Origin of the sequence: Actinomadura pelletieri DSM 43383 (assembly GCF_003634705.1) — a bacterium.
GTDB classification, from domain to species: Bacteria; Actinomycetota; Actinomycetes; order Streptosporangiales; family Streptosporangiaceae; genus Spirillospora; species Spirillospora pelletieri.
The window spans coordinates 498,300-520,979 of record NZ_RBWU01000003.1 but is presented as its reverse complement, the minus strand read 5'-3'; the positions used below and the strand labels follow the sequence as shown (position 1 = coordinate 520,979).

The 22,680-nt window shown below is 70.7% G+C and carries 24 protein-coding genes; 17 read left to right on the top strand and 7 right to left on the bottom strand.

The features are described from left to right. Nucleotides 1-6: 6 nt before the first annotated feature. Genes BZB76_RS15615 through BZB76_RS15595 form a run of 5 tightly spaced genes read left to right on the top strand, consistent with a single transcriptional unit; the run spans nucleotide 7 to nucleotide 5,953 of the window. On the top strand, nucleotides 7-234 hold the full coding sequence (locus BZB76_RS15615; RefSeq protein WP_117399319.1) for a 4Fe-4S dicluster domain-containing protein: 228 nt from the start codon (nucleotides 7-9) through the stop codon (nucleotides 232-234). Nucleotides 235-244: 10 nt separating this feature from the next. Beyond that, nucleotides 245-1,684 (top strand): ABC transporter substrate-binding protein, encoded by a 1,440-nt coding sequence (locus BZB76_RS15610; protein WP_121435088.1) that lies wholly within the window; start codon nucleotides 245-247, stop codon nucleotides 1,682-1,684. Next, nucleotides 1,681-2,460 carry an ABC transporter permease gene (locus BZB76_RS15605; protein WP_121435087.1) on the top strand — a complete coding sequence of 260 codons (780 nt, stop codon included), beginning with the start codon at nucleotides 1,681-1,683 and terminating at the stop codon, nucleotides 2,458-2,460. Before BZB76_RS15610 ends, BZB76_RS15605 begins: the two co-directional genes overlap by 4 nt. Next, nucleotides 2,457-3,254, top strand: a complete 798-nt coding sequence (locus BZB76_RS15600; protein WP_121435086.1) for an ABC transporter ATP-binding protein — start codon at nucleotides 2,457-2,459, stop codon at nucleotides 3,252-3,254. The genes BZB76_RS15605 and BZB76_RS15600 overlap by 4 nt, the downstream gene beginning before the upstream one ends. Further along, a complete protein-coding gene (locus BZB76_RS15595; protein ID WP_121435085.1) occupies nucleotides 3,254-5,953 on the top strand; it encodes a fumarate reductase/succinate dehydrogenase flavoprotein subunit in 2,700 nt (899 codons plus the stop codon). The genes BZB76_RS15600 and BZB76_RS15595 overlap by 1 nt, the downstream gene beginning before the upstream one ends. On the opposite strand, the gene BZB76_RS15590 is transcribed toward BZB76_RS15595, so the two are convergent. Together BZB76_RS15590 and BZB76_RS15585 are read right to left on the bottom strand one after the other, a co-directional pair. After that, the gene (locus BZB76_RS15590) at nucleotides 5,937-6,707 is read right to left on the bottom strand and encodes an adenosylcobinamide-GDP ribazoletransferase (protein ID WP_121435084.1); all 771 of its coding nucleotides are present in this window, start codon (nucleotides 6,705-6,707) and stop codon (nucleotides 5,937-5,939) included. The genes BZB76_RS15595 and BZB76_RS15590 overlap by 17 nt on opposite strands. After that, nucleotides 6,704-7,648 (bottom strand): bifunctional adenosylcobinamide kinase/adenosylcobinamide-phosphate guanylyltransferase, encoded by a 945-nt coding sequence (locus BZB76_RS15585; protein WP_121435083.1) that lies wholly within the window; start codon nucleotides 7,646-7,648, stop codon nucleotides 6,704-6,706. Before BZB76_RS15585 ends, BZB76_RS15590 begins: the two co-directional genes overlap by 4 nt. Before the next feature lie 64 nt (nucleotides 7,649-7,712). Here BZB76_RS15585 and BZB76_RS34795 point away from each other — a divergent pair, with 64 nt between their 5' ends. Then, complete coding sequence (locus BZB76_RS34795) at nucleotides 7,713-8,612, top strand: DsbA family protein (protein WP_170180642.1); 900 nt, start codon at nucleotides 7,713-7,715, stop codon at nucleotides 8,610-8,612. A gap of 98 nt (nucleotides 8,613-8,710) precedes the next feature. Then, nucleotides 8,711-8,917 (top strand): hypothetical protein, encoded by a 207-nt coding sequence (locus BZB76_RS15570; RefSeq protein WP_121435080.1) that lies wholly within the window; start codon nucleotides 8,711-8,713, stop codon nucleotides 8,915-8,917. A gap of 97 nt (nucleotides 8,918-9,014) precedes the next feature. Here the strand turns inward: BZB76_RS15570 and BZB76_RS15565 are convergent, their stop codons facing one another. Both BZB76_RS15565 and BZB76_RS15560 read right to left on the bottom strand, forming a co-directional pair. Continuing rightward, nucleotides 9,015-10,016 carry an aldo/keto reductase family protein gene (locus BZB76_RS15565; RefSeq protein WP_121435079.1) on the bottom strand — a complete coding sequence of 334 codons (1,002 nt, stop codon included), beginning with the start codon at nucleotides 10,014-10,016 and terminating at the stop codon, nucleotides 9,015-9,017. Between the two features lie 64 nt (nucleotides 10,017-10,080). Further along, nucleotides 10,081-10,656 carry a DUF3043 domain-containing protein gene (locus BZB76_RS15560; protein WP_121435078.1) on the bottom strand — a complete coding sequence of 192 codons (576 nt, stop codon included), beginning with the start codon at nucleotides 10,654-10,656 and terminating at the stop codon, nucleotides 10,081-10,083. Between the two features lie 132 nt (nucleotides 10,657-10,788). Between BZB76_RS15560 and BZB76_RS15555 the strand changes: the two genes are divergently transcribed. The 4 genes from BZB76_RS15555 (at nucleotide 10,789) to pspAB (ending at nucleotide 13,440) form a co-directional block, all read left to right on the top strand. Then, the gene (locus BZB76_RS15555; protein ID WP_211343020.1) at nucleotides 10,789-11,592 is read left to right on the top strand and encodes a PspA/IM30 family protein; all 804 of its coding nucleotides are present in this window, start codon (nucleotides 10,789-10,791) and stop codon (nucleotides 11,590-11,592) included. Next, the gene (gene pspAA, locus BZB76_RS15550) at nucleotides 11,589-11,867 is read left to right on the top strand and encodes a PspA-associated protein PspAA (RefSeq protein ID WP_121435077.1); all 279 of its coding nucleotides are present in this window, start codon (nucleotides 11,589-11,591) and stop codon (nucleotides 11,865-11,867) included. Before BZB76_RS15555 ends, pspAA begins: the two co-directional genes overlap by 4 nt. A gap of 86 nt (nucleotides 11,868-11,953) precedes the next feature. After that, nucleotides 11,954-12,871: a zinc metalloprotease HtpX gene (gene htpX / locus BZB76_RS15545; protein WP_121435076.1), complete on the top strand. Its 918-nt coding sequence runs from the start codon at nucleotides 11,954-11,956 to the stop codon at nucleotides 12,869-12,871. A gap of 2 nt (nucleotides 12,872-12,873) precedes the next feature. Next, on the top strand, nucleotides 12,874-13,440 hold the full coding sequence (gene pspAB, locus BZB76_RS15540; protein ID WP_121435075.1) for a PspA-associated protein PspAB: 567 nt from the start codon (nucleotides 12,874-12,876) through the stop codon (nucleotides 13,438-13,440). Between the two features lie 372 nt (nucleotides 13,441-13,812). Here the strand turns inward: pspAB and nadA are convergent, their stop codons facing one another. Next, on the bottom strand, nucleotides 13,813-14,967 hold the full coding sequence (gene nadA, locus BZB76_RS15535) for a quinolinate synthase NadA (RefSeq protein WP_121435074.1): 1,155 nt from the start codon (nucleotides 14,965-14,967) through the stop codon (nucleotides 13,813-13,815). Between the two features lie 222 nt (nucleotides 14,968-15,189). On the opposite strand from nadA, the gene BZB76_RS15530 reads away from it, so the two are divergent. Together BZB76_RS15530 and BZB76_RS15525 are read left to right on the top strand one after the other, a co-directional pair. Beyond that, nucleotides 15,190-15,552 (top strand): HesB/IscA family protein, encoded by a 363-nt coding sequence (locus BZB76_RS15530; protein WP_075019814.1) that lies wholly within the window; start codon nucleotides 15,190-15,192, stop codon nucleotides 15,550-15,552. Between the two features lie 136 nt (nucleotides 15,553-15,688). Next, nucleotides 15,689-16,675 (top strand): carbohydrate kinase family protein, encoded by a 987-nt coding sequence (locus BZB76_RS15525; RefSeq protein WP_121435073.1) that lies wholly within the window; start codon nucleotides 15,689-15,691, stop codon nucleotides 16,673-16,675. 44 nt (nucleotides 16,676-16,719) lie between these two features. Here the strand turns inward: BZB76_RS15525 and BZB76_RS15520 are convergent, their stop codons facing one another. Next, nucleotides 16,720-17,034, bottom strand: coding sequence for a sulfurtransferase TusA family protein (locus BZB76_RS15520; RefSeq protein WP_121435072.1), 315 nt, complete (start codon nucleotides 17,032-17,034; stop codon nucleotides 16,720-16,722). Next, complete coding sequence (locus BZB76_RS15515) at nucleotides 17,031-18,209, bottom strand: cysteine desulfurase family protein (protein WP_121435071.1); 1,179 nt, start codon at nucleotides 18,207-18,209, stop codon at nucleotides 17,031-17,033. The genes BZB76_RS15520 and BZB76_RS15515 overlap by 4 nt, the downstream gene beginning before the upstream one ends. Nucleotides 18,210-18,373: 164 nt before the next feature. Here BZB76_RS15515 and ctaC point away from each other — a divergent pair, with 164 nt between their 5' ends. The 4 genes from ctaC to BZB76_RS15495 all read left to right on the top strand — a co-directional run bounded on the left by ctaC (nucleotide 18,374) and on the right by BZB76_RS15495 (nucleotide 22,659). Continuing rightward, the gene (ctaC, locus tag BZB76_RS15510; protein WP_117399301.1) at nucleotides 18,374-19,165 is read left to right on the top strand and encodes an aa3-type cytochrome oxidase subunit II; all 792 of its coding nucleotides are present in this window, start codon (nucleotides 18,374-18,376) and stop codon (nucleotides 19,163-19,165) included. A gap of 74 nt (nucleotides 19,166-19,239) precedes the next feature. Then, nucleotides 19,240-20,829: an aa3-type cytochrome oxidase subunit I gene (gene ctaD, locus BZB76_RS15505; protein ID WP_211343051.1), complete on the top strand. Its 1,590-nt coding sequence runs from the start codon at nucleotides 19,240-19,242 to the stop codon at nucleotides 20,827-20,829. A gap of 3 nt (nucleotides 20,830-20,832) precedes the next feature. Next, a complete protein-coding gene (locus BZB76_RS15500; RefSeq protein ID WP_121435069.1) occupies nucleotides 20,833-21,243 on the top strand; it encodes a cytochrome c oxidase subunit 4 in 411 nt (136 codons plus the stop codon). A 135-nt stretch (nucleotides 21,244-21,378) separates the two neighbouring features. After that, nucleotides 21,379-22,659, top strand: coding sequence for a L,D-transpeptidase (locus BZB76_RS15495; RefSeq protein ID WP_121435068.1), 1,281 nt, complete (start codon nucleotides 21,379-21,381; stop codon nucleotides 22,657-22,659). Nucleotides 22,660-22,680 lie beyond the last annotated feature (21 nt).

Sequence of the window (22,680 nt, the reverse complement as noted above, 5' to 3'; positions counted from 1 at the left end):
AGACCCATGGCACTCGTGGAGAACCGCGCCGACGTCCCCGTGACGGTGGACGAGGCCCTCTGCGTCGACGGCTGCACGCTGTGCATCGACGTCTGCCCGCTGGACGCGCTCGCCGTCCACCCCGAGACCGGCAAGGCGTACATGCACGTCGACGAGTGCTGGTACTGCGGCCCCTGCGCCGACCGCTGTCCGACCGGAGCCGTGACCGTCAACATGCCGTACCTCCTGCGCTGAAAGAACCCCAATGAGACTTCCGCTGCCAAGAACCCTCGTCGTCGGACTCGCGTCGGTGCTCGCCGCCGGCGCCGCGACCGGCTGCACCGTCGCCGGCAACGCCTCCGCGGGCGGCGGCTCCGGCGAGATCGTCGTGGGCTACCAGTCGAAGACCATCAACACCGTCACCGCCGGGACGCTGCTGCGCACGCTCGGTTTCTTCGAGAAGCGCCTGCGGGAACTGGACGGTGAGCACTCGGTCGTCTGGCGTGACTACGACACGGGCGCGCCGATCACCGCGCAGATGCTCGCCGGGAAGATCGACATCGGTTCGATGGGCGACTACCCGCTGCTGATCAACGGCTCGCGCGCGCAGGCCCAGGGCGGGGACGCCGAGACCCAGTGGGTGTCGGTGACCGGCTACAACCTGCGCGGCTCGCTGAACAGCGTGGTCGTCGCGCCCGGCTCGAAGGCCCGGACGCTGCGCGATCTGAGGGGCGAGACCGTGTCGGCGAGCGTCGGGTCCGCGGGGCACGGCACGTTCGTGCAGGCCGCCCGCAAGTACGGGCTCGACCCGGCGAAGGACGTGAAGGTCGAGAACCAGCAGCCGACCGTCGGCGCCTCCGCGCTCCAGTCGGGCTCCGCCGCGGCCTTCGCGCAGTTCGTCGCCTGGCCCGGCCTGCTGGTGAACAAGGGTCAGGCCAGGCTGCTCTACGACGGCGGGGACCTGAACGTGCCGACCTTCCACGGTGTGGTGGTCCGGAAGCAGTACGCCGAGGAGAAGCCCGAGATCCTCCAGGCGTTCCTCCGCGCGCAGATCGACGCCACGAACCATCTGCACGCCCGGCCCCTGGAGGCGGCGCAGTCGGTGGCGACCACGACGGGCCTGCCGGTGGAGACCGTGTACCTCTACAACGGTCCGGGCGGTGTCGCCACGTTCGACCCGACCATCAAGAAGGAACTGCGGGACGCGTTCGTCCAGGACGTGCCCTTCCTCAAGTCGATCGGCGTCATCCAGACACCGCTGAAGGTGGACCCGTTCGTCAACGACGCCCACATCAGGAAGGCGGTCGGCGCCGCCTACGACCGGCAGGTCGCGTCCACGGCCAACCCCGCCGCCATCACCGGGACCGACGCCGTGTGCGGACGGAAGGTCGACGACCCTCGGACCGCAGGCGAGGTGTGGGTGCAGGGAGAGCCGAAGACGCGTCCCGTCGCCGATCCCGTGTGCCTCCTGAAGAACGTCCGGGCGCTCCAGGGCGAAGGCAAGCGGATCAGGGCCGTGTACATCCCCGACACGGCCGCCGGAACCCGGTGGTTCGCCGACAAGGACGTCTGGGTGGAGGACCCGTCCGCGCCGGCCGCGCAACGGTTCAAGCCGTTCGCGACCGACGAGGGCGCGCGGAAGTACGTGTCGGCGCACTCCGGAGCGAAGGTCGTTCCGTACGCCGAGGCGGTGCGCCGCGCATGAAGCGCCTGCACCGGTGGCCCGTCCGGGTGGCGTCGCTGCTGGCCGCCGTGGCCGTCTGGCATTTGGTGACCGCCGCCGACCTGCGGTTCTGGGTCCGGTTCGACCGGTTTCCCGGTCCGGTGGACGTCGTCACCGAGTTCGGTCGTCAGGTCGAGCAGGGCCGGTACTGGCAGGACATCGCGCAGAGCCTCGTGCGGATCCTCACGGGGTTCGTGCTCGCCGCCGTCCTCGGTGTGGCGCTCGGCGTCGCCACCGCCCGCTCCCGGTGGGTGGGGGACGTGCTGCAGCCGCTGTTCGAGGTGGCCCGCCCGATCCCGGCGATCGCGCTGGTCCCGGTCGCGATCCTGCTGTTCCCGGCGAACGAGCAGGGGATCGTGTTCATCACGTTCGCGGCGGCGTTCTTTCCCGTCCTGGTCAGCACCCGGCACGCGGTGAAGGCGCTCCCGGTCGCCTGGGAGGACGCGGTCCGCACGCTGGGCGGCGGGCGGTGGCGGGTCCTGGTCCAGGTCGTCCTGCCGGGGGTGCTGCCGGGCGTGTTCGGCGGCCTGTCCATCGGCATGGGCGTCGCGTGGATCTGCGTCATCTCCGCCGAGATGATCTCCGGCGACTTCGGCGTCGGCTACCGGACCTGGCAGGCGTACACGATCGTCGACTACCCCGGCGTGCTCGTCGGGATGGCCACCATCGGGTTGCTCGGCTGGTTCACCTCCGCCTCGGTGGAGTTGGCCGGACGTCGCCTCACCCGGTGGCTGCCGAGGGAGGGGGAACGGACATGAGCGGTTTGTCGCTGCGCGCGGAGCGGGTGACCCTCGGGTACGGCGGCCGTCCGGCGCTGCGCGGGCTCGACCTGGACGTGGCGGCGGGGGAGTTGCTCGTCGTGCTCGGGCCGTCCGGCTGCGGGAAGTCCACGTTGCTGCGCGCGTTCGCCGGGCTTCTCCCGGCCATGTCCGGGCGCGTCCTCGCCGACGGCGAGCCGATCACCGGCCCGTCCGCGGACCGGGCGCTGATGTTCCAGGACGACGCGTTGTTGCCGTGGCGCACCGCCCGCCGCAACGTCGAGCTGGCCCTGGCGCTGCGCCGCGTCCCGCGCGGGCGGCGCCGCGCGGAGGCGGAACGCTGGCTCGGCCGGGTGGGTCTCGGCGACGACGCCGGGCGGCTGCCACGCGAACTTTCCGGCGGGATGCGGCAGCGCGTCCAGCTCGCCCGGACGCTCGCCGCCGGGCCCCGGGCGATCCTCATGGACGAGCCGTTCGGCGCCCTGGACGCGCAGACCCGCGCCTCCATGCAGCGGCTACTCCTGGACGTGCTGGCCGACGCGCCCGCGACGGTCGTGTTCGTCACCCACGACGTGGACGAGGCGCTGCTGCTCGGCCACCGCGTCGTCGTCCTCGGCCGGGACCGCCCGGCCGGTGTCGCCGCCGAGTTCGCCGGCACCGCGTCCCGCGAGGACCTGCTCACCGCGCTCGGAGCCGGCGACCTGACGGGCGACGCGCTGCAGGGCGACGCGCCGAAGGGCGATGCGCCGGCGAGCGAGCCGCTGAAGGGCGACTCGCTGAAGGAGGCCGTCTGATGGAGATCCCGTCCGTGGTGGAGCGCCGCGAACTGAGCTGTGACGTCCTGGTCGTCGGGGGCGGCACCGCCGGGACGATGGCCGCGATCACCGCCGCCGAGCACGGCGCGTCCGTCCTGCTGCTGGAGAAGGCGCACGTCCGGCATTCGGGCGCGCTCGCGATGGGCATGGACGGCGTCAACAACGCGGTCATCCCCGGCAAGGCCACACCCGAGGACTATGTCGCCGAGATCACCCGCGCCAACGACGGCATCGTCGACCAGCGGACCGTCCACCAGACCGCCACCCGCGGTTTCGCCATGGTGAAGCGGCTCGAACGGTACGGCGTGAAGTTCGAGAAGGACGAGTACGGCGAGTACGCGGTCCGCAGGGTGCATCGTTCCGGCTCGTACGTCCTGCCGATGCCGGAGGGCAAGGACGTCAAGAAGGTGCTCTACCGGGTGCTGCGGCAGCGTTCCATCCGGGAGAAGGTCCGGATCGAGAACCGCGTCATGCCGGTGCGCGTCCTCACGTCGGGCGGGCGCGCGGTGGGGGCCGTGGGCTTCGACACCCGCAGCGGCGAGTTCGTCACCGTCTCGGCCGGTGCCGTCATCCTGGCGACGGGCGCGGCCGGGCGTCTCGGCCTGCCCGCGTCCGGCTACCTCTACGGGACGTACGAGAACCCCACCAACGCGGGCGACGGCCACGCCATGGCCTACCACGCGGGCGCCGAGCTCAGCGGCATCGAGTGCTTCCAGATCAACCCGCTCATCAAGGACTACAACGGGCCCGCGTGCGCGTACGTCGCCAACCCGTTCGGCGGCTACCAGGTCAACGCCGAGGGGACGCGGTTCGTCGACTGCGACTACTGGTCGGGTCAGATGATGGCGGAGGTGAAACGCGAGATCGACTCCGCGCGCGGCCCCATCTACCTGAAGCTTTCCCACCTGCCGGACGAGACCCTGACGGCCCTCGAAGGCATCCTGCACACCACCGAGCGCCCGACCCGGGGCACGTTCCACGCCGGGCGCGGCCACGACTACCGCCACCACGACGTCGAGATGCACATCTCCGAGATCGGGCTGTGCGGCGGGCACTCCGCGTCCGGCGTGTGGGTGGACGAGAACGCCCGCACGACCGTGCCCGGCCTGTACGCGGCGGGCGATCTGGCCTGCGTCCCGCACAACTACATGATCGGCGCGTTCGTCTTCGGGGACCTCGCGGGCGCGCACGCCGCCGCCCACCGGCCCGCCGCTCCGGACGGGCCGGCGTCGTTGCCCGAGGACCAGATCCGGGCGGCGCACGAGCTGATCTACCGGCCGCTGCGCAACCCGGACGGACCGCCGCAGTCGCAGGTCGAGTACAAGCTCCGCCGGTTCGTCAATGACTACGTCGCGCCGCCCAAGACGCAGGCGAAGCTCGACATCGCCGTCGAGACGTTCGCCCGAATGGAGACGGAGATCGCGGGCATGGGCGCGCGGAACCCGCACGAGTTGATGCGCTGTGTCGAGGTCACGTTCATCCGCGACTGCGCCGAGATGGCCGCCCGCTCGTCCCTGACCCGCACCGAGAGCCGCTGGGGCCTCTACCACGACCGGGCCGACCTGCCCGAACGCGACGACTCGGCGTGGATGTACCACCTCAACCTGCGGCGCCGCGACGACGGCGCGATGGAGTTCCTCAAGCGGCCCGTCGCGCCCTACCTGGTTCCGGTCGAGGAGTTCACCGTGCCGGAGCCCGGCGAGCCGGTCGTCCTCGGCCCGGCGTCCACCGCCGCGCCCGCGCGCCGGACGGGGTCCGCCGGGCCCGCGCGTCCGGCCACGGCGATCGGACGTTCCCCGCGGCTGCTGGAGCTCCAGGAACTCGCCGAGACGGGTCCGGGCGTCGACGCCATCGCCGCCTACCTCGCCGACCCCGACCCGAAGGTCCGGCGCGCGGCCGTCGCGACGCTCACCGAGGTCGCGCCGGACGGCGTCGCCGCCGCCCTCGCGACCGCGCTCGCCGACGCGCACGGCTCCGTCCGGCACGCCGCCGCGACCGCACTCCGCGAACTGGTCGAGGTGCTGCCCGCGACGCCCGAGGTGCGGGACGTCCTCGTCCCCGCGCTCGGCGGCGCGGACGCCGTCGTCCGCGCCGCCGTCCTGGACGTGCTGCGCGCCCTCCGCCTCGGCGACAGGGCGGTGTTCGGGGACGCGCTCGGCGACCCCGACCACCGCGTCCGGCTCCAGGCCGTGCGGGGTCTGGTCGCCCATGACGCCGCGGACGAGGTCGCGCGCGCCGTGACGGACGCGTCCCGCGAGGTGCGGATCGCGGCGGCGCACGGCCTCGGCGCCATCGGCGACCCGGCGGCGTCCGGGACGCTCGGCGACCTTGTCGGCGACGCGGACGACCTGGTCAGGGCGGCGGCCCTGGAAGCCCTGGCCGGGATCGGCTGTCCGGCCCCGCTGGACCTCGTGGCCGTCGACGCCCTGCACGACGCGGCCTGGCAGGTCCGCACCGGCGCCGCGCGGGGCCTGGCCGCCGCGCCCCCCGACGTCGCCGCGAACCCGCTCGTGAAAACCCTGGGCGATCCGCACCAGGACGTCCGCAAGGCCGCGGTGATCTCCCTCGGCGCCTTCCGCTACGTCGCGGCGGTGCGCGACGCCCTCGTCGCGGCGCGGGACGACTCCGACGCCGACGTCCGCGCCCACGCCCGCCTCGCCCTCAGCGAAACGCGCTGAGGGCGACCAGGGCGGCCGTCGTGGCGGTCTCGACGAGCGCGCCGAGGACGTCACCGGTCACGCCGCCCAGCCGCCGCAGCGCGTGACCGAGCAGCGCCAGCGCCGCGCCGAGCGCCACGATCACCGCCGCGGCGGCGTGGACGGCGCCGCCGGTCCCGCCGAACGCGGCGCCGACGGCCGCCGCGACCACGAGCACGGCGGCGGTGGCGACCCATGCGGCCCGAAGCGCGACCGTGCCCGCGACCAGTGTGCCGAGCCCGCCGGAACGGGCCGGAGGGACACCGGCGCGGCAGGCCCAGGGGAGCGCGAGGCGCCCGGCGACGGACGCGACCAGGACCGCCGCCACCGGCTCCGGGGCGGCGGCCAGTGCGGCGACCTGGACCAGCAGGGTGAGCATGAGGGTGACGACGCCGAAGGGGCCGATGTCGGACCGCTTCATGATGTCCAGGGCGTCTGCGGCGGGACGGCCGCTGCCCAGACCGTCCGCGAGGTCCGCGAGACCGTCTAGGTGCAGAGCCCGCGTGACGGCCGCCATGGCGGCCACCGCCAGCGCCGCCGCCAGGAGACGGCCGAGATCCAGCAGGTCGCCCGCCAGCAGGACCAGCGCGGCGGCGCCGCCGGTGAGCAGGCCCACGGACGGCGCAAGCAGCATCGCCGTGCCCGCCGTGCCGCGGTCCACCCGCTGATCCGTCGCGCGCGACCCCAGCGGAACGACGGTGAGCAGCGTGACCGCCAGCCGCAGACCGGCGATCATCCGAGCTCCATGACGCGGCCGGCCACGACCAGCGCGGCCTCCTCGGACTCGGCCGCGAGCCGCTGGTTGAGGCGTCCGAGCAGGTCGCCGAACACCCGTCCCGACCGTGTCGTCGGCACCAGCGACAGGCCGACCTCCTCGCTCACCGCGACCACCCGCGCCCGCGTGCCCCGCCACGCCGCGACCAGGTCGTCCAGGTGTGACCGCGCCGTGGACGGGTCGTCCCACGCGGCGGCCGCGTCCATCGTGGCGGCGAGCCATGTGCCGATGCCGTCCACGAGGACCGCGCCGGCCTCGCGGTCGAGCACGCCCGCGAGATCGGTCGTCTCGACCGTCCGCCACCAGGCCGGGCGGCGAAGCCGGTGGGCGGTGACGCGCTCCGTCCATTCCGGGTCGTCGTCACGGACGGGACCGGTCGCGACATAGAGGACCTCCGGGCACACCGCCAGGCGCAGTTCGGCCTCCGCCGACTTGCCCGACCGGTTTCCACCGAGCAGCAGCGTCCTGTGCGGGCCGTGGTCGGGGCGGCGCCAGAACGTCATGCGGCGGTCCAGTTCGGCCGGCGACGGCAGACGGTGGTCGACGTGGACCGCCCACACGCCGGTCTCGGACGTCACGGCCCCGATGCGGCGCAGATGGCCCAGATGTTCGGGGGAACCGGCCAGGTCCAGGAGGACGGCGTCGTACTCCACGCCGGGCGCGGCCTCCGGTCTGGTTCCCGGGCCGGACGCCACGAGCACCCGCCCTCCGCGAGGTCCACGGACCTCGAAACCGCCGGGGACGTCCGTTCGGGGAAGGTCGTCCATCGGTGTGCCGTCGACGACGACGCTCACCGGCTCGTGCCGGACCCCGGCGGCGCGCAACCGGCCGCACGACGCGCAACGGCATCCCGGCACGGGCCATCCTCCCGGTGCGGCGCTGCCGCGAAGCTCGATGTCCATCTTGATCGGAACTCTACGGTTACGCTCACCGGGAACGCTCATGACGTCCCGTCAGGAGGCCCAGGTGAGCAACCCCCCGAACGCGCCGTGGCCGGGCGGCCCGGGCGGCCCCGGCCCGGGCGTGCCACCGCCCTATGGCCCACCTCCCGTTCCGCCCGGTGTTCCGCCGGGAGGCCCGCCGCCGGGCGGCCCCGGCTGGCCGCCCGGACCATCCGGAATGCCGGGAAATATGCCGGGAAAGCCGCCGCAACGCGGGAACGGCGGCCTGGCGGTCGCGCTGATCGGCGGCGGAGTCGTCCTGGTGCTGGCCCTGGTCGCGGTCGTCCTGGTGATCGCCCAGAGCGGTGACGGCGGCGCGGGCGAAGGCGGCGAGACCCGGCTCCGGGTCGGGCAGATCGCCGGGGGAGCGCAGGCCACGCCGCTCCCCGACGGCAGCCTGGCCATGGCCAGGCCCGGTGTCACGAGCCCCGTCGTCGACGTCTACGAGGACTTCGCCTGCCCGCACTGCGGCGACTTCGACCGCAAGCACGACCCGATGCTCAAGGAACTCACCGTCTCCGGACGCGCCAAGGTCGTCTTCCACCCGATGGTCATCTTCGGCGAAAGCACCCAACCGGCGCACGACAACGCCCTGCGCGCCGCGGCGGCGCTGCGCTGCGTCGGCGACGGCGCACGCTGGCTGTCCTACCAGGACGCCCTGTACGCCCACCAGCCGCCGACCATCTCCTCCCAGGGGTACTCGACGGCCGACCTTCTCTCCTACGCCGCACCGCTCGGGCTCACCGACGACGGTTTCAGGAAGTGCGTCGAGTCACAGCGCTACGCCGCAAGTGTGAAGACCGTCAGCCAGGGCTACATATCGTCCGGTGTCCAAGGCACGCCCAGTGTGTGGGTGAACGGCCGCCCGCTCAGCGTGTCCGACATGGAGAACCCGGAGGCCATGCGCCGGGCGATCGGCGCATGACGCCGGGTTGACCATGGATGGGGACCGATGGACGGCGATGGAGACGACGTCCCACGGCCAAGGGACTAGTCTCACCGCGACGAGGGAGGTCGAGCGCGATGGCGTGGAGCTGGCGCCTGGAGAAGGCGGACGGGCGCACGGTGGGCATGTCCGAGGAGACCTTTCCCAGCCAGGCGGACGCGGAGAGCTGGCTGGGCGAGAACTGGCGTGGGCTGCGCACCGACGCGGTCGACGCCGTGACGCTCCTTGACGGCGAGACGGTCGTGTACGAGATGAGCCTGCACGAACCGAGCGAATCCGGCTGACCGGGCGGGCGGGAAGGCACCCGCGAACGCCGGGACGAGTACCGCCGGGAGGGGCGCCTGCGGCTGAGGCGCCCCTCGTCGAGCCCGTCGGCGCCGGTCAGGGACGGTGGGGCGGGCTCACCGTCAACGCGGGATCACGGATGACGACCGGGCCGAGAACGTCGTCGATCCGCTTCAGCACGTCGGCGTCCAGCTTCACCCCGGCGGCCTTGGCGTTGTCGGCGACCTGCTCCGGACGGGACGCGCCCACGATCGCCGCCGACACGTTCGGGTTCTGCAACGTCCAGGCGATCGCGAGCTGCGCCATCGACAGGCCGAGATCGTCCGCGATCGGCTTCAGTTCCTGCACGCGGGTCAGCAGGTCGTCGTCCATGTAACGGCTGATCATGTCGGCGCCGCCCTTGTCGTCGGTGGCGCGCGACCCCTCCGGCAGGGGCTGCCCCGGCCGGTACTTGCCGGTCAGCACGCCCTGCGCGATCGGCGACCAGACGATCTGGCCGACGCCCTCGCTCTCGCACAGCGGGACGATCTCCTCCTCGATGACCCGCCACAGCATGGAGTACTGCGGCTGGTTGGAGACGATCCGGTCCAGGCCCATCTCGTCGGCGATCTTCAGGGCGCGTTCGATCTCCTCGGCCCGCCACTCCGAAACGCCCACGTACAGGACCTTGCCCTGCCGGACGAGGTCGTCGAACGCCCGCAGCGTCTCCTCCAGCGGCGTCTCGTGGTCGAACCGGTGGGCCTGGTACAGGTCCACGTAGTCGGTGCCCAGACGGCGGAGGGAACCGTTGATCGACTCGACGATGTGCTTGCGGGACAACCCCCGGTCGTTCATGCCGGGCCCGGTGGGCCAGAAGACCTTCGTGAAGATCTCCAGCCCCTCGCGGCGCTGCCCCTTGAGCGCGCGTCCGAGGACCTCCTCCGCGCGCGTGTGCGCGTAGACGTCCGCGGTGTCGAAGGTGGTGATGCCCTGGTCCAGGGCGGCGTGCACACAGGCGTGCGCGGCGTCCTCCTCGACGCTCCAGGCATGGGTGAGCCAGTTGCCGTACGCGATCTCGCTGATCTTCAGACCGCTCCGGCCAAGGTTTCGGAACTCCATGCCCCGACCCTAGTGGTGTGTCGTTCGAGGCCTTACGAGCGGACCGGCCCGGCGAGGCCGCCGGTCAGACCTTCTCCTTCTCGCCGATCCGCACCTGCGGGTTCGGGACGCGGAGCCGGCGGATCTGCATGGCGCGCATCGCCGCGTACAGCCCGACGCCCTTGGCGTCCTCGTCCGGGTAACGCTCCGCGGCCAGCCTCTTGACCCCGCGGCTGAGCATCAGACCCTCGCCGAACACCACCAGAAGCAGCAGAGGCGGCGCGAACAGCACCAGCAGCCGGGCCACCGGGATGGGGAACATGCTCAGCAGCACGACCGCGAACATGGCGTACATCAGGTACGAGCCGACGGTGCGGCGCGCATCCACATAGTCGCGGGCGAGTCGCCTGACCGGGCCCTTGTCGCGCTTGAGCAGGTGCCTCTCGTCGCCCTTCGCCATGCCCTCGCGGGCCTTGGCGCGCTCGGCCGCCTGCCGCTCCCTGACCTTCCGGTAGGCCTCCTTACGGTTGGCCGGCGCGGTGATCGGCTGACGGCGCCGCTTCTCGGCCTCCCTGCGCTTGGGCGTGGGACGACCCTTGCCTCCCGGCTTTACTACCTGAGGAGGATTCGGCGGGGCCTCTTGGGTACGACGCTTGAACACGGGATCAGACTACCGGCTGCGAACATCGTGGCTGCCTCGCGCGTTAACGCGTAGGGTGATAAGAACCCCAGCAGTGGTCATTGAGCCCAGTTCACGACTGAGGCGACAGCACGAAGGGACCGGCGCCGCGCGATGAGCGTGATGAAGCGAATGTCGATGATCTTCAAGTCCAAGGCGAACAGGGCCCTGGACCGCATGGAGGATCCCCGCGAGACCCTCGATTACTCCTACCAGCGCCAGCTGGAGATGCTGCAGAAGGTCCGTCGGGGGGTCGCCGACGTCGCCACCTCGCGCAAGCGTCTCGAGCTGCAGATCAACCAGCTCGAGCAGCAGCAGACCAAGCTGACCGACCAGGGGAAGAAGGCCCTGCAGGTCGGCCGGGAGGACCTCGCCCGCGAGGCGCTGACCCGCCGCGCCGGGCTGGAGAGCCAGCTGAACGACCTGCGCGGCCAGTACCAGCAGTTGCAGGGCGAGGAGGAGAAGCTCACGCTCGCCTCCCAGCGCCTGCAGGCCAAGGTCGACTCCTTCCGCACCCGCAAGGAGACGATCAAGGCGACCTACACCGCCGCCGAGGCGCAGACCAAGATCAACGAGGCGTTCTCCGGCATCTCCGAGGAGATGGGCGACGTCGGCCTCGCGATCCAGCGCGCCGAGGAGAAGACCGACACCATGAAGGCCCGCGCCGGAGCGATCGACGAGCTGCTGGCCTCCGGCGCCCTGGAGGACTTCTCCGGCCCGAAGGACGACATCCAGGCCGAACTCGACCGGATGGGCTCGGGCCCCGGCGTCGACCTCGAGCTGGAACGTCTCAAGGCCGAGCTCGGTCAGGGCCCCGCGCCCAAGGAGCTGAACCAGGGCTCGCCGACCGCGCAGCCGCAGCAGCAGGACACCCCCCAGCAGGCGCAGTGGCCGCAGAACCCCGGGGGTGCCCAGTGATCGTCCGCCTGATGGGCGAAGGCCAGCTGGACGTGGCCGACGAGGATCTGTCGTCTTTGAACACGCTCGACGACGAGTTGGAGTCGGCGATCGAGTCGGGTGACGAGACGGCGTTCCGCTCCGCGCTCCACGCGCTGCTGGAGAACGTCCGCAAGGTGGGCAGGCCGCTGCCGCCGGACAGCCTCGCGCCGTCCGAACTGATCCTCCCCCCGGCCGACGCGCACATCGACGAGGTGCGCTCCATGCTCGGTGACGAAGGACTGATTCCCGACTGAGCCGAACCGGACGGTCAGGCACAAAAGCCGGGTCCCGGGCGTTAACCCAAGTGAACACCGCAACGGGAAGCACAGGGGGTGCCCGCATGGCCAGAACGCGCTACGCCTCCGACCGGGGCCTGACCTCACGGATGCTCGTGACGATGTTCCTGCTGGGGCTGGTCTACGTCGTCGCCGTCGGAGCCTTCTTCGTGTTCCTGCCCGAGTGGGCGTTCGTCGCGCTGACCGTGGCCGCCCTGTTCCTGCTCGCCCAGTACTTCTTCTCCGACAAGATGACGCTGTTCGCGATGCACGGCCGGGTCGTCACCCCGGACGAGGCACCCGAACTCCACGGTGTCATCGACCGGATCTGCGCCCTGTCGGACGCCCCGAAACCCCGGGTCGCGATCGCCGACACCGACGTGCCGAACGCGTTCGCCACGGGACGCAACCAGAAGAAGGCCGTCGTCTGCGTCACCACCGGCCTGCTGCGCCGCCTCGACCCCGTCGAACTGGAAGGCGTGCTCGCGCACGAGATGGCGCACGTCGCGCACAAGGACGTCGCGGTCATGACGATCGCCTCGTTCCTCGGCATCTGCGCCGGCCTCATCACCCGGTTCGGCCTCCACGTCGGCCTGTGGGGCGGATTCGGCCGCCGTGACAACGACCAGAACACCGGCCTGATCCTGCTGGCCGTGGTCGCCGCCAGCGCCCTCGCCTACGCCGTCAGCTTCATGCTCACCCGCGCGCTGTCGCGCTACCGCGAACTGTCCGCCGACCGCGCCGCCGCGCTGCTCACCGGCCGTCCCTCGGCCTTGGCCAGCGCGCTGACCAAGGTCAACGGGGAGATCGCCCGGATCCCGACGAAGGACCTACGGGCCGCCCAGGCGTTCAACGCGTTCTTCTTCACCCCCGCGTTCGGCAGGGGCTTCAGCGTCTCCTCGCTGTTCTCCACGCACCCGACCCTGGACAAGCGCCTCGCCCAGCTCTCCAAGATCTCCGCGCAACTCAGCCGGGGAGCCTGACCATGGGATTCCTCGACACCCTGCTCGGCCGCTCCAAACCCGCCAAACCCGACCTCGACCGCCTCTTCGGCCTGTCCACGGCCGCCATCACGCTGGAGGCGGCCGCGGGCTTCGTCCCCACCGGCCTCGGCTCGGTGTGCTTCCGCGCCGCGGAGGGCGGCGCGTTCGCCCGACTGCAACGCGACATCCAGGACCTCCTCGACGCCGACGAGGGCCCCAAGGTCGAGATCACCGAGGACGCCTACGGCTACACCTGGCTCCTCGCCACCCACCGCCCCGACGAACTCCCCGACCTCGTCACCGACCTGCACGCCGTCAACGCCACCCTGGAATCCAACGGCTTCGGCCCGCACCTGCTGTGCTCCCTGGTCGGCTTCCGCGGCCCCGACGGCCAACGCCTCGCACTCGTCTACCTCTACAAACGAGGCACCTTCTACCCCTTCGCCCCCCTCCCAGGCGACAAACGCGACAACGCCCTGGAACTCCAAATCCGCGGCGCCATAGGCGCCGACCTCCCCTTCGAGGAAGACCTGGGCCGCTGGTTCCCCGTCTGGGGAGCTGTATTTTAGGTATTTCTCTCCTCCTTCGGCCCTGGCGGGCCTCCATCGTCGAGAAACACGTGCGATCGCTGGCATCGCTTCGGCTCGCCTGGCGGCTCGCTGCGCGATCAGGTTCTCGCAGGCTCGAACCTGCCTTCGGACGCGATCGCAAGTGTTGAGGTCGTCGCGGGGTTGCGGAGGCGGGCTGAGGTCGTCTCGTCCGGATGGTCGGGGTGTTGCGTTGCAGTGCACTCCTGTTTCGGGCGCTGCGCGCCCTTCATCGTCGTGAACTGCGGGCGGTCGCGTTCGGATGGTTGCGGTGTTTATGGGCAGAGCACCCTCCCACGGCCCTGGCGGGCCTCCAGGGTCGTGGACCGCGGTGTGATGGTTGCGGGTGGTTGGTCAGGGGAGGGCGAGCATTTGGTTCAGGGCCTTTTTGGCGTAGTGGGTGGTTTCCTCGTCGACCGTGATGACGTTCTCGACTCTGCCGGCCGCCAGGGACTCCAGGGAGAGGACCAGGTGAGGGAGGTCGATGCGGTTCATGGTCGAGCAGTAGCAGACGGTCTTGTCGAGGAACATGATGTTCTTGTCGGGGTGGGTGTTCGCGAGGCGGCGGACGAGGTTGAGTTCGGTGCCGACGGCCCAGGAGGAGCCGGGCTCCGCGGCGGCGATGGTCTTGATGATGTACTCGGTGGAGCCGATCTGGTCGGCGGCGGTGACGACCTCGTGCCGGCATTCGGGGTGGACGAGGACGTTCACGCCGGGGACGCGGGCGCGGACGTCGTCCACCGACTCCTTCGTGAAGCGGCCGTGCACGGAGCAGTGGCCGCGCCAGAGGATCATCTTGGCGTCGCGGAGCTGGGCCGGGGTGAGGCCGCCCTCGCGGCGGTGCGGGCTGTAGACGACGCAGTCGTCCAGCGAGAAGCCCATCTCCAGGACGGCGGTGTTGCGGCCGAGGTGCTGGTCGGGCAGGAACAGGACCTTCTTGCCCTTGGAGTAGGCCCAGTCAAGGGCGCGCCTGGCGTTGGAGGAGGTGCACACGACGCCGCCGTGGCGGCCGACGAAGCCCTTGATGTCGGCGGAGGAGTTCATGTAGGTGACGGGGACGACGTCGTCCGCGACGCCCGCGTCCTCCAGGACGTCCCAGCATTCCTCGACCTGGTCGAACGTCGCCATGTCGGCCATCGAGCAGCCCGCGCCGAGGTCGGGGAGGATCACCCGCTGGTGGTCGGCGGTCAGGATGTCGGCGGACTCCGCCATGAAGTGGACGCCGCAGAACACGACGTACGGCGCCTCCGGGCGGGCCGCCGCCTGCTGGGCCAGCTTGAACGAGTCGCCGGTCACGTCGGCGAACTGGATGACCTCGTCCCGCTGGTAGTGGTGGCCGAGCACGAACACCTCGTCGCCGAGCGCGGCCTTCGCGGCGCGGGCGCGTTCGACGAGGGCGGGGTCGGAGGCCGGCGGCAGTTCCCCGGGACAGTCCACTCCCCGCTCGCTGGCGGGGTCGGCGCCGTCGCCGAGCAGGAGCAACGGAAGGTCGCGCAGTGGGGTCGTCACGGCGTCTCTCCTTTCGCGACGGGACTTATCGTCGCTTTGACGACTAATGATTGCACATCCGGACGCGGGGGAGGATGTGACGTAGACCGCACGGCGCCGAGACGTTAGACATGGGCCATGGGCGGAATGGGCCCGTGGCGAGGTACGTTGTCCTACGGGAAGAGGCGTACAAGCGACAGTCCGCCGCCGCGCGCGGCGCAGCGAGACCCGGGAGCTGAACACATGACGGTTTCAGGCGAGACCACGCAGGAGACCACGCAGCAGGGCGTCATTCTCACCGACGCCGCCGCCGAGAAGGCCAGGGGCCTGCTCGAGCAGGAGGGCCGCGACGACCTTGCGCTGCGTGTCGCCGTGCAGCCGGGCGGCTGCTCCGGCCTGATCTACCAGCTGTTCTTCGACGAGCGGGAGATGGACGGAGACCAGATCCAGGACTTCGGCGGTCTGGCCGTGCGCGTCGACCGGATGAGCGCGCCGTACCTCACGGGCGCCACCATCGACTTCGTCGACTCGATCGAGAAGCAGGGCTTCACGATCGACAACCCGAACGCGTCGGGTTCCTGCGCCTGCGGCGACTCCTTCAACTGACGAGATCCCGGGGGCGGCCGGTCAGGTGTCCCGGTCGCCCCTTGTCGGGCGCCGATCTAGGGTGCGATGGGTAAGTACTCTTTCCGGGTTCGACACAGCCGGCGAAAAGCCGGACGACCACGAGGAGAGCGACGCCGTGCGCATCGCCGTGACCGGTTCCATCGCGACCGACCATCTGATGACCTTTCCAGGGAGATTCACCGACCAGTTCCTTCCCGACCAGCTCGATCGGGTGTCGCTGTCCTTCCTGGTGGATGAACTGGACATCCGGCGCGGCGGGATCGGCGCCAACATCTGCTTCGGCATGGGCAGCCTCGGCAACTCCTCGATCCTCGTCGGCGCCGTCGGCGACGACTTCGCGGACTACCGCTCCTGGCTCGAACGGCACTCGGTCGACACCGCGTCCGTGCACGTGTCCGAGGTGCACCGCACCGCCCGGTTCCTGTGCACCACCGACCAGGACCAGAACCAGATCGCCACGTTCTACGCCGGGGCGATGAGCGAGGCGCGCTCCATCGAGCTCCAGCCGGTCGCCGACCGCGTCGGCGGCCTCGACCTGGTCGTCATCAGCCCGAACGACCCCGAGGCGATGCTGCGGCACACCGACGAGTGCCGCACCCGCGGCATCCGGTTCGTCGCCGACCCGTCCCAGCAGCTCGCCCGCATGGACGGCGCCGACGTCCGCCGCCTCATCGACGGCGCCGAGTACCTGTTCAGCAACGAGTACGAGAAGGCCCTCGCCGAGGAGAAGACCGGCTGGTCCAACGAGGAGATCCTGTCCCGCGTCGGCACCCGGATCACCACCCTCGGCGCCAAGGGCGTGGTGATCGACCGCAAGGACGGGGAGGGCGTCCACGTCCCCGCCCTTCCCGTCGAGAAGGTCGTCGACCCGACCGGGGTCGGTGACGCGTTCCGCGCGGGATTCCTGTCGGGGCTTTCCTGGAACCTGCCCGTCGAACGCGCCGCGCAGGTCGGCCACACCATCGCCGCGCACGCGCTCGAATCCGCGGGCCCGCAGGAGTACACCCTGTCCCGCCAGGCGTTCCTCGACCGTTTCACCGGCGCCTACGGCGAGGCTGCCGCTGCCGAGATCGCCGACCATCTCAACTGCCCCAACCCGTGACGGACGTGGGGCCGCGTCACGGCGCGGCCCCCACGCCGGGTGGGTCAGTACGTTCTGCGGATGTGGAAGCCCCAGCCGCCCTGCTGGAGGGTCTCCTCCCAGACGAAGTCCTGCGACTTCATCCGGCACCAGGCGGGGACGTCGGTGCGCGCGGCGGCGTCGTCGGCGAGGACCGCGACGATCTGCCCGACCGGCACCTCCCGGATCCGCTCGGCCAGCATGATGATCGGGATGGGGCATTTGCGGCCGAGCGCGTCGATGACCAGGACCGGTGGCGGGACCGCCGGCGCGGCGGTCGCGTCGGGAGCCGCAGCGGCGTCCGGAGACGTCCCACCCTTGGCGCGGCCTCGGAACCTCATGGGCGCGACCGCCTCCCTGTATCGACGTCGTTCAGCGTCGTCCGGCGCAGCCGGTCGACCGCGTCGGGCAACACGGCCAGGAACCGGTCGACGTCCGCCGAAACGACGCCACGCGGCAGCGATACCCGCACGTTCCCGTGGGTAATCACTCCCATCGCCTCCAGCACATGACTCGGACGCAGCGTATCCGCCGTGCACGAACTTCCGGACGAAACCGCGAAACCCAGCCGGTCGAGTTCGGTCAGCAACGCCTCGCCCTCCACGTACAGGCACGAGAACGTCACCAGGTGCGGAAGCCGCCGAACCGGGTCGCCGACGACCTGCACGTCGGGGACGGTCCGCGGCACCTCCGTCCGGATCCGGTCCACCAGCGCCGACACGCGTTCAGCGTCCGTCGCCATGTCGGCGCGGTAGGCCTCCAGCGCCGCGGCCGCCGCGACGATCCCCGGGACGTTCTCGAACCCGGGGACGCGGCGCCGCTCCCGCTCGTCGTCCGGCAGCGGGGAACGCCACCGGGTGCCCTTACGGACGGCGAACACCCCCACGCCCGGGGGCCCGCCCCACTTGTGCGCGCTCCCGGCGAGGAACGACCAGCCGCCGGGGACGTCCACCCGGCCGAGGGACTGCGCGGCGTCCACGAACAGCGGCACGCCCGCGGCGCGACACGCCGACGCGGCCTCGGCGACGGGCTGGACGGTGCCGACCTCGTGGTTGGCGGACTGCAGGCACGCGAGGGCCGTGTCCGGGCGCAACGCGGCGGCGAACTCGGCGGGGTCGACGCGGCCCGAACGGTCGACGCCGACGACGGTCACCTCACCGCCGTCGCGTTCGTGGTCCTCCGCCGCGTGCAGGACGCTGGAGTGCTCCACCGCGCTCACCACCAGGTGGCGCCCGACCCTGCGGCGAGCCCGGAGCCCCCCGAGGACCGCCAGGTGCACCGCCTGCGTGCCCGACGACGTGAACGACACCTCGTCGGGCCGGGCGTCGAGGACGGCCGCGACGCGGGCGCGGGCCCGGTCGAGCAGGACGCGGGCGCCACGGGCCGTTCCGTACAGCCGGGCGGGGTCGGCCCAGCCGGAGTCGAGGGCCTCCAGCAGCGCGGCGCGGGCCGCCGGATGCGGCGGCTCGGTGGACGCGGCGTCGAGGTAGACGCCGGGCGCGCTGGTTTCGGCCACGCGGAAACACTAACCGGGCACCCGATCAGGGGTTCGCGCGACCCTCGCGCTAGGGTGTCCAGCACACGTGTGACAACTGATCTCTCCGCCCGGGTGACCCGGGCTTTCATCCGTGGGGAAGGCATTCCGTGAGTCCGACCCGCTCTAGAGAGCGGCGTACGCCTGTGCGCAGTCGCCGCGCATTGAAGAGCGCCGGTGCGCTGGCGCTGCTGGCGCTGACCACCAGCGCGTGCAGCGGCAGCCGCCTGGGCATGCCCGAGCCGATCAGCGAGCAGGGCGAGCGCATGCTCCACCTGTGGCAGGGCTCCTGGATCGCGGCGTTCGCCGTCGGCGGTGTCGTCTGGGGCCTGATCATCTGGGCGGTGCTGTTCCACCGCAAGCGCTCCGACGATCTGCCGCCGCAGGTCCGCTACAACATGCCGATCGAGATCCTGTACACGGCGGTCCCGTTCGTCATCATCGCGGTCCTGTTCTACTTCACCGCCCGGGACGAGAACTACGTCGAGTCGACCAGCGCCAAACCCTCGGTCGTCGTCGACGTGATCGGGTTCCAGTGGAGCTGGCAGTTCGACTACAAGGAGAAGGACGCGTCCGGCAAGGAGCAGACCGTCGCCTCCGTCGTCGGCCAGCCCGTCAACCCGAACGGGCCCGCGCCGGGCAAGCCGGTGATGACGATCCCCGCGGGTGAGACCGTCCGGGTGCGGCTGCACGCCAACGACGTCATCCACTCCTTCTGGGTGCCCGCCCTGATCTACAAGAAGGACGTCATGCCGGGCTACACCAACGAGTTCGAGTTCACGGCGAAGAAGCTCGGCACCTACGAGGGCCGGTGCGCGGAACTCTGCGGCGTCGACCACAGCCGGATGCTGTTCCAGCTCAAGGTCGTGACGCCCGAGGCGTACGACAAGTTCATCGCCGACTCGAAGGCCGCGCTGGCCGCGGGAGGTGCCCGGTGACCGCGACGAGTCACGCCCCGAGTGCGCCGCCCGCCGCGCCGCGCACGACGAAGGGACGCATCATCGCGTCCTGGATGTCGTCCACCGACCACAAGGTGATCGGCTACCTGTACCTGATCACCTCGTTCTTCATGTTCCTGATCGGCGGCGTCCTGGCGCTGGTGATGCGCGCCGAGCTGTTCGAGCCGGGCCGGCAGATCGTCAGCAACGAGCAGTTCAACCAGCTGTTCACCATGCACGGCACGATCATGCTGCTGATGTTCGCGACGCCGCTGTTCGCGGGGTTCACCAACGTCATCATGCCGCTGCAGATCGGCGCGCCCGACGTGGCGTTCCCGCGCCTGAACATGCTGGCGTACTGGCTGTTCCTGTTCGGCAGCATCATCGTCATCGCGGGCTTCCTCACCCCGGGCGGCGCGGCCAGCTTCGGCTGGTTCGCCTACACGCCGCTGTCGGACGCGGTGCGCTCGCCCGGCGTCGGCGGCGACATGTGGGTGATGGGCCTCGCGATGTCGGGCTTCGGCACCATCATGGGCGCGGTCAACTTCATCACCACGATCCTGTGCATGCGGGCGCCGGGCATGACGATGTTCCGGATGCCGATCTTCACCTGGAACGTCCTGCTGACGTCCATCCTGGTGCTGATCGCGTTCCCGGTCCTCGCCGCGGCGCTGCTGGCGCTGGAGGCCGACCGCAAGCTCGGCGCGCACATCTTCGACGCCTCGCACGGCGGCGCGCTCCTCTGGCAGCACCTCTTCTGGTTCTTCGGGCATCCCGAGGTGTACATCATCGCGTTGCCGTTCTTCGGCATCGTGACGGAGATCCTGCCGGTGTTCAGCCGCAAGCCCGTCTTCGGCTACATCGGCCTGGTGTTCGCGACCATCAGCATCACGGGCCTGTCCATCACCGTGTGGGCGCACCACATGTTCGTCACCGGCCAGGTGCTGCTGCCGTTCTTCTCGTTCATGTCGTTCCTCATCGCGGTGCCCACGGGGGTGAAGTTCTTCAACTGGGTGGGAACCATCTGGCGAGGACAACTCACGTTCGAGTCACCGATGTTGTGGGCGATCGGTTTCCTGGTGACGTTCCTGTTCGGTGGACTCACCGGCGTCATCCTGGCGTCGCCGCCGATGGACTTCCAGCTGTCCGACTCCTACTTCGTGGTGGCGCACTTCCACTACGTCGTGTTCGGCACCGTGGTGTTCGCGATGTTCGCCGGGTTCTACTTCTGGTGGCCGAAGTGGACCGGGAAGATGCTGAACGACACGCTCGGCAAGGTCCATTTCTGGCTGCTGTTCATCGGCTTCCACGGCACGTTCCTCGTCCAGCACTGGCTGGGCGCCGCGGGCATGCCGCGCCGGTACGCCGACTACGCCGACGAGTTCCACGGGCTGAACGAGATCTCCAGCATCTTCTCGTTCGTCCTGGGCGCGTCCCTGCTGCCGTTCTTCTACAACGTGTACATCACGTGGAAGCGGGGCAAGCGCGTCGAGGTGGACGACCCGTGGGGCTACGGCGCATCCCTGGAGTGGGCGACGTCGTGCCCGCCACCGCGGCACAACTTCAACTCGATTCCGAGGATCCGTTCCGAGCGGCCGGCGTTCGACCTGCACCACCCGCATGTGGGGGCGAAGGGCGAACTGGCCGGGACGAAGGGAGAGTAGGCGATGCGCGTCCAGGCGTTCATGTTCTACGGTTCGGCGCTGTTCTTCCTCGCGACCGACATCGTGTACTGGCTCTGGTCCAAGGACTGGACGGGCACGACGGCACTCGGTCTGGCCGTCGGTCTCGCCGGGCTCGTCGGGTTCTACGTCCATTTCACGGTCCGGCGCCTGGAGGCCGCGAACGGCGGCCCCCTGTACGAGGACGACCCCGAGGGGGAGATCGCGGACGCGGCCGGTGAGCTGGGCTTCTTCAGCCCGCACAGCTGGTGGCCGCTGTACCTCGGGCTGTCGGCCGCGGCGGTGGCGCTCGGCATCGTGTTCGGCTGGTGGCTGGTCATTCTCGGTGCCGCCGCGGCCCTGCTTTCGACCATTGGTCTGGTCTTCGAGTACTACCGGGGTCATTTCGCCCATTGACCGGTAAAAGAACCCCATCAAGGGCCGGTGTCCGATTTTTTCGGGTACCGGCCCTTTCGCATAACTGGGCGCCGTTCCAGCGATGGGGCTGGGGGGACGCGGACCGATCGCCCAGTTGGACGACCGGGGGACCACATGCGGGTGGGGGGCTCAGGACCGGGTGACCGGAGACGACGGACCGCGGCGCTGATCGTCGGCGCCGGAATGGTGGCGGGCGCCGGGGCGTGCTCGGGGGATCGTGAACCGGACGGCGCGGACGCCGTGCGGCTGACGGTGTCGCCGGTGGGCGGCGGGGGCGCGTTCAGACCGGACGTCCCCATCGCCGTCCAGGCCGACCGCGGCACCATCGAGAACGTGACGGTGTCGGCCGCGGGCGGGGCGGTCGACGGCGAACTCAACGCCGACCGGACACGGTGGCGGTCACGGTGGACGCTCACTCCGGGCCAGACGTACACGGTCGGCGCGACGGCGGTCGGTATGGACGGCAAGACCCGGACGGTCAGCAGCCGCTTCACCACCGCCCAGGTCACGAAGACCAACAAGATGACGGTTGAGGCGCCGTACAGCAAGGAGACCGTCGGTGTCGGCATGCCCATCATCATGCGGTTCGACCAGCCCGTGCAGGACAGGCGGGCGGTCGAGCAGGCGCTGGAGGTGCGCTCCGACAAGACCGTCGAAGGGGCCTGGCACTGGTTCGACGACAAGGAGGTCGTGTTCCGGACCAGGAACTACTGGCCCGCCCACACCAAGGTGACGTTCCGGGCGCACCTCGCCGGTGTGCGCACCGGCGGGGACGTGTACGGCGGCAGGAACTACGCCCTCGCCTTCAAGATCGGCGACTCGCACATCTCCACCGCGGGTGAGGACACCCACAAGATGGTGGTGCGGGTCAACGGCAAGAAGGTCCGGACCATCCCGACCAGCATGGGCAAGGGCGGGGTCCGGAAGTTCACCACGACCAACGGCGTCCACCTGACGATGGAGAAGGAGGACCCGACGGTCATGACGTCGGACTGGATGGGGGTCAGCCCCGGCAGTCCCGGCGGCTACAGCCTCACCGTGTACAAGTCGGTGCGGATCTCCGAGAGCGGCGAGTACGTCCACAGCGCGCCGTGGTCGGTCGGCAGCCAGGGCAGGCGGAACGTCAGCCACGGCTGCATCAACATCAGCCCGTCCAACGCGAAGTGGTTCTACGGCCTGGCCCAGCGCGGTGACGTGGTGACGGTGATCGGCTCGAACCGGGAACTCGAACCGGACAACGGCTGGGGCTACTGGCAGCTGAAGTGGAACGACTGGGTCAAGGGCAGCGCGCTGAAACGGTCGGTGACGACCGCCCCGCACGAGGACGCGGCGACGCTGTCCGCGCAGCGGCAGGGCGCCCAGCGACCGGCCGAGGATCGCGCGGAAGGCAACTGACCGTCCGGTGGACGTCGCGGC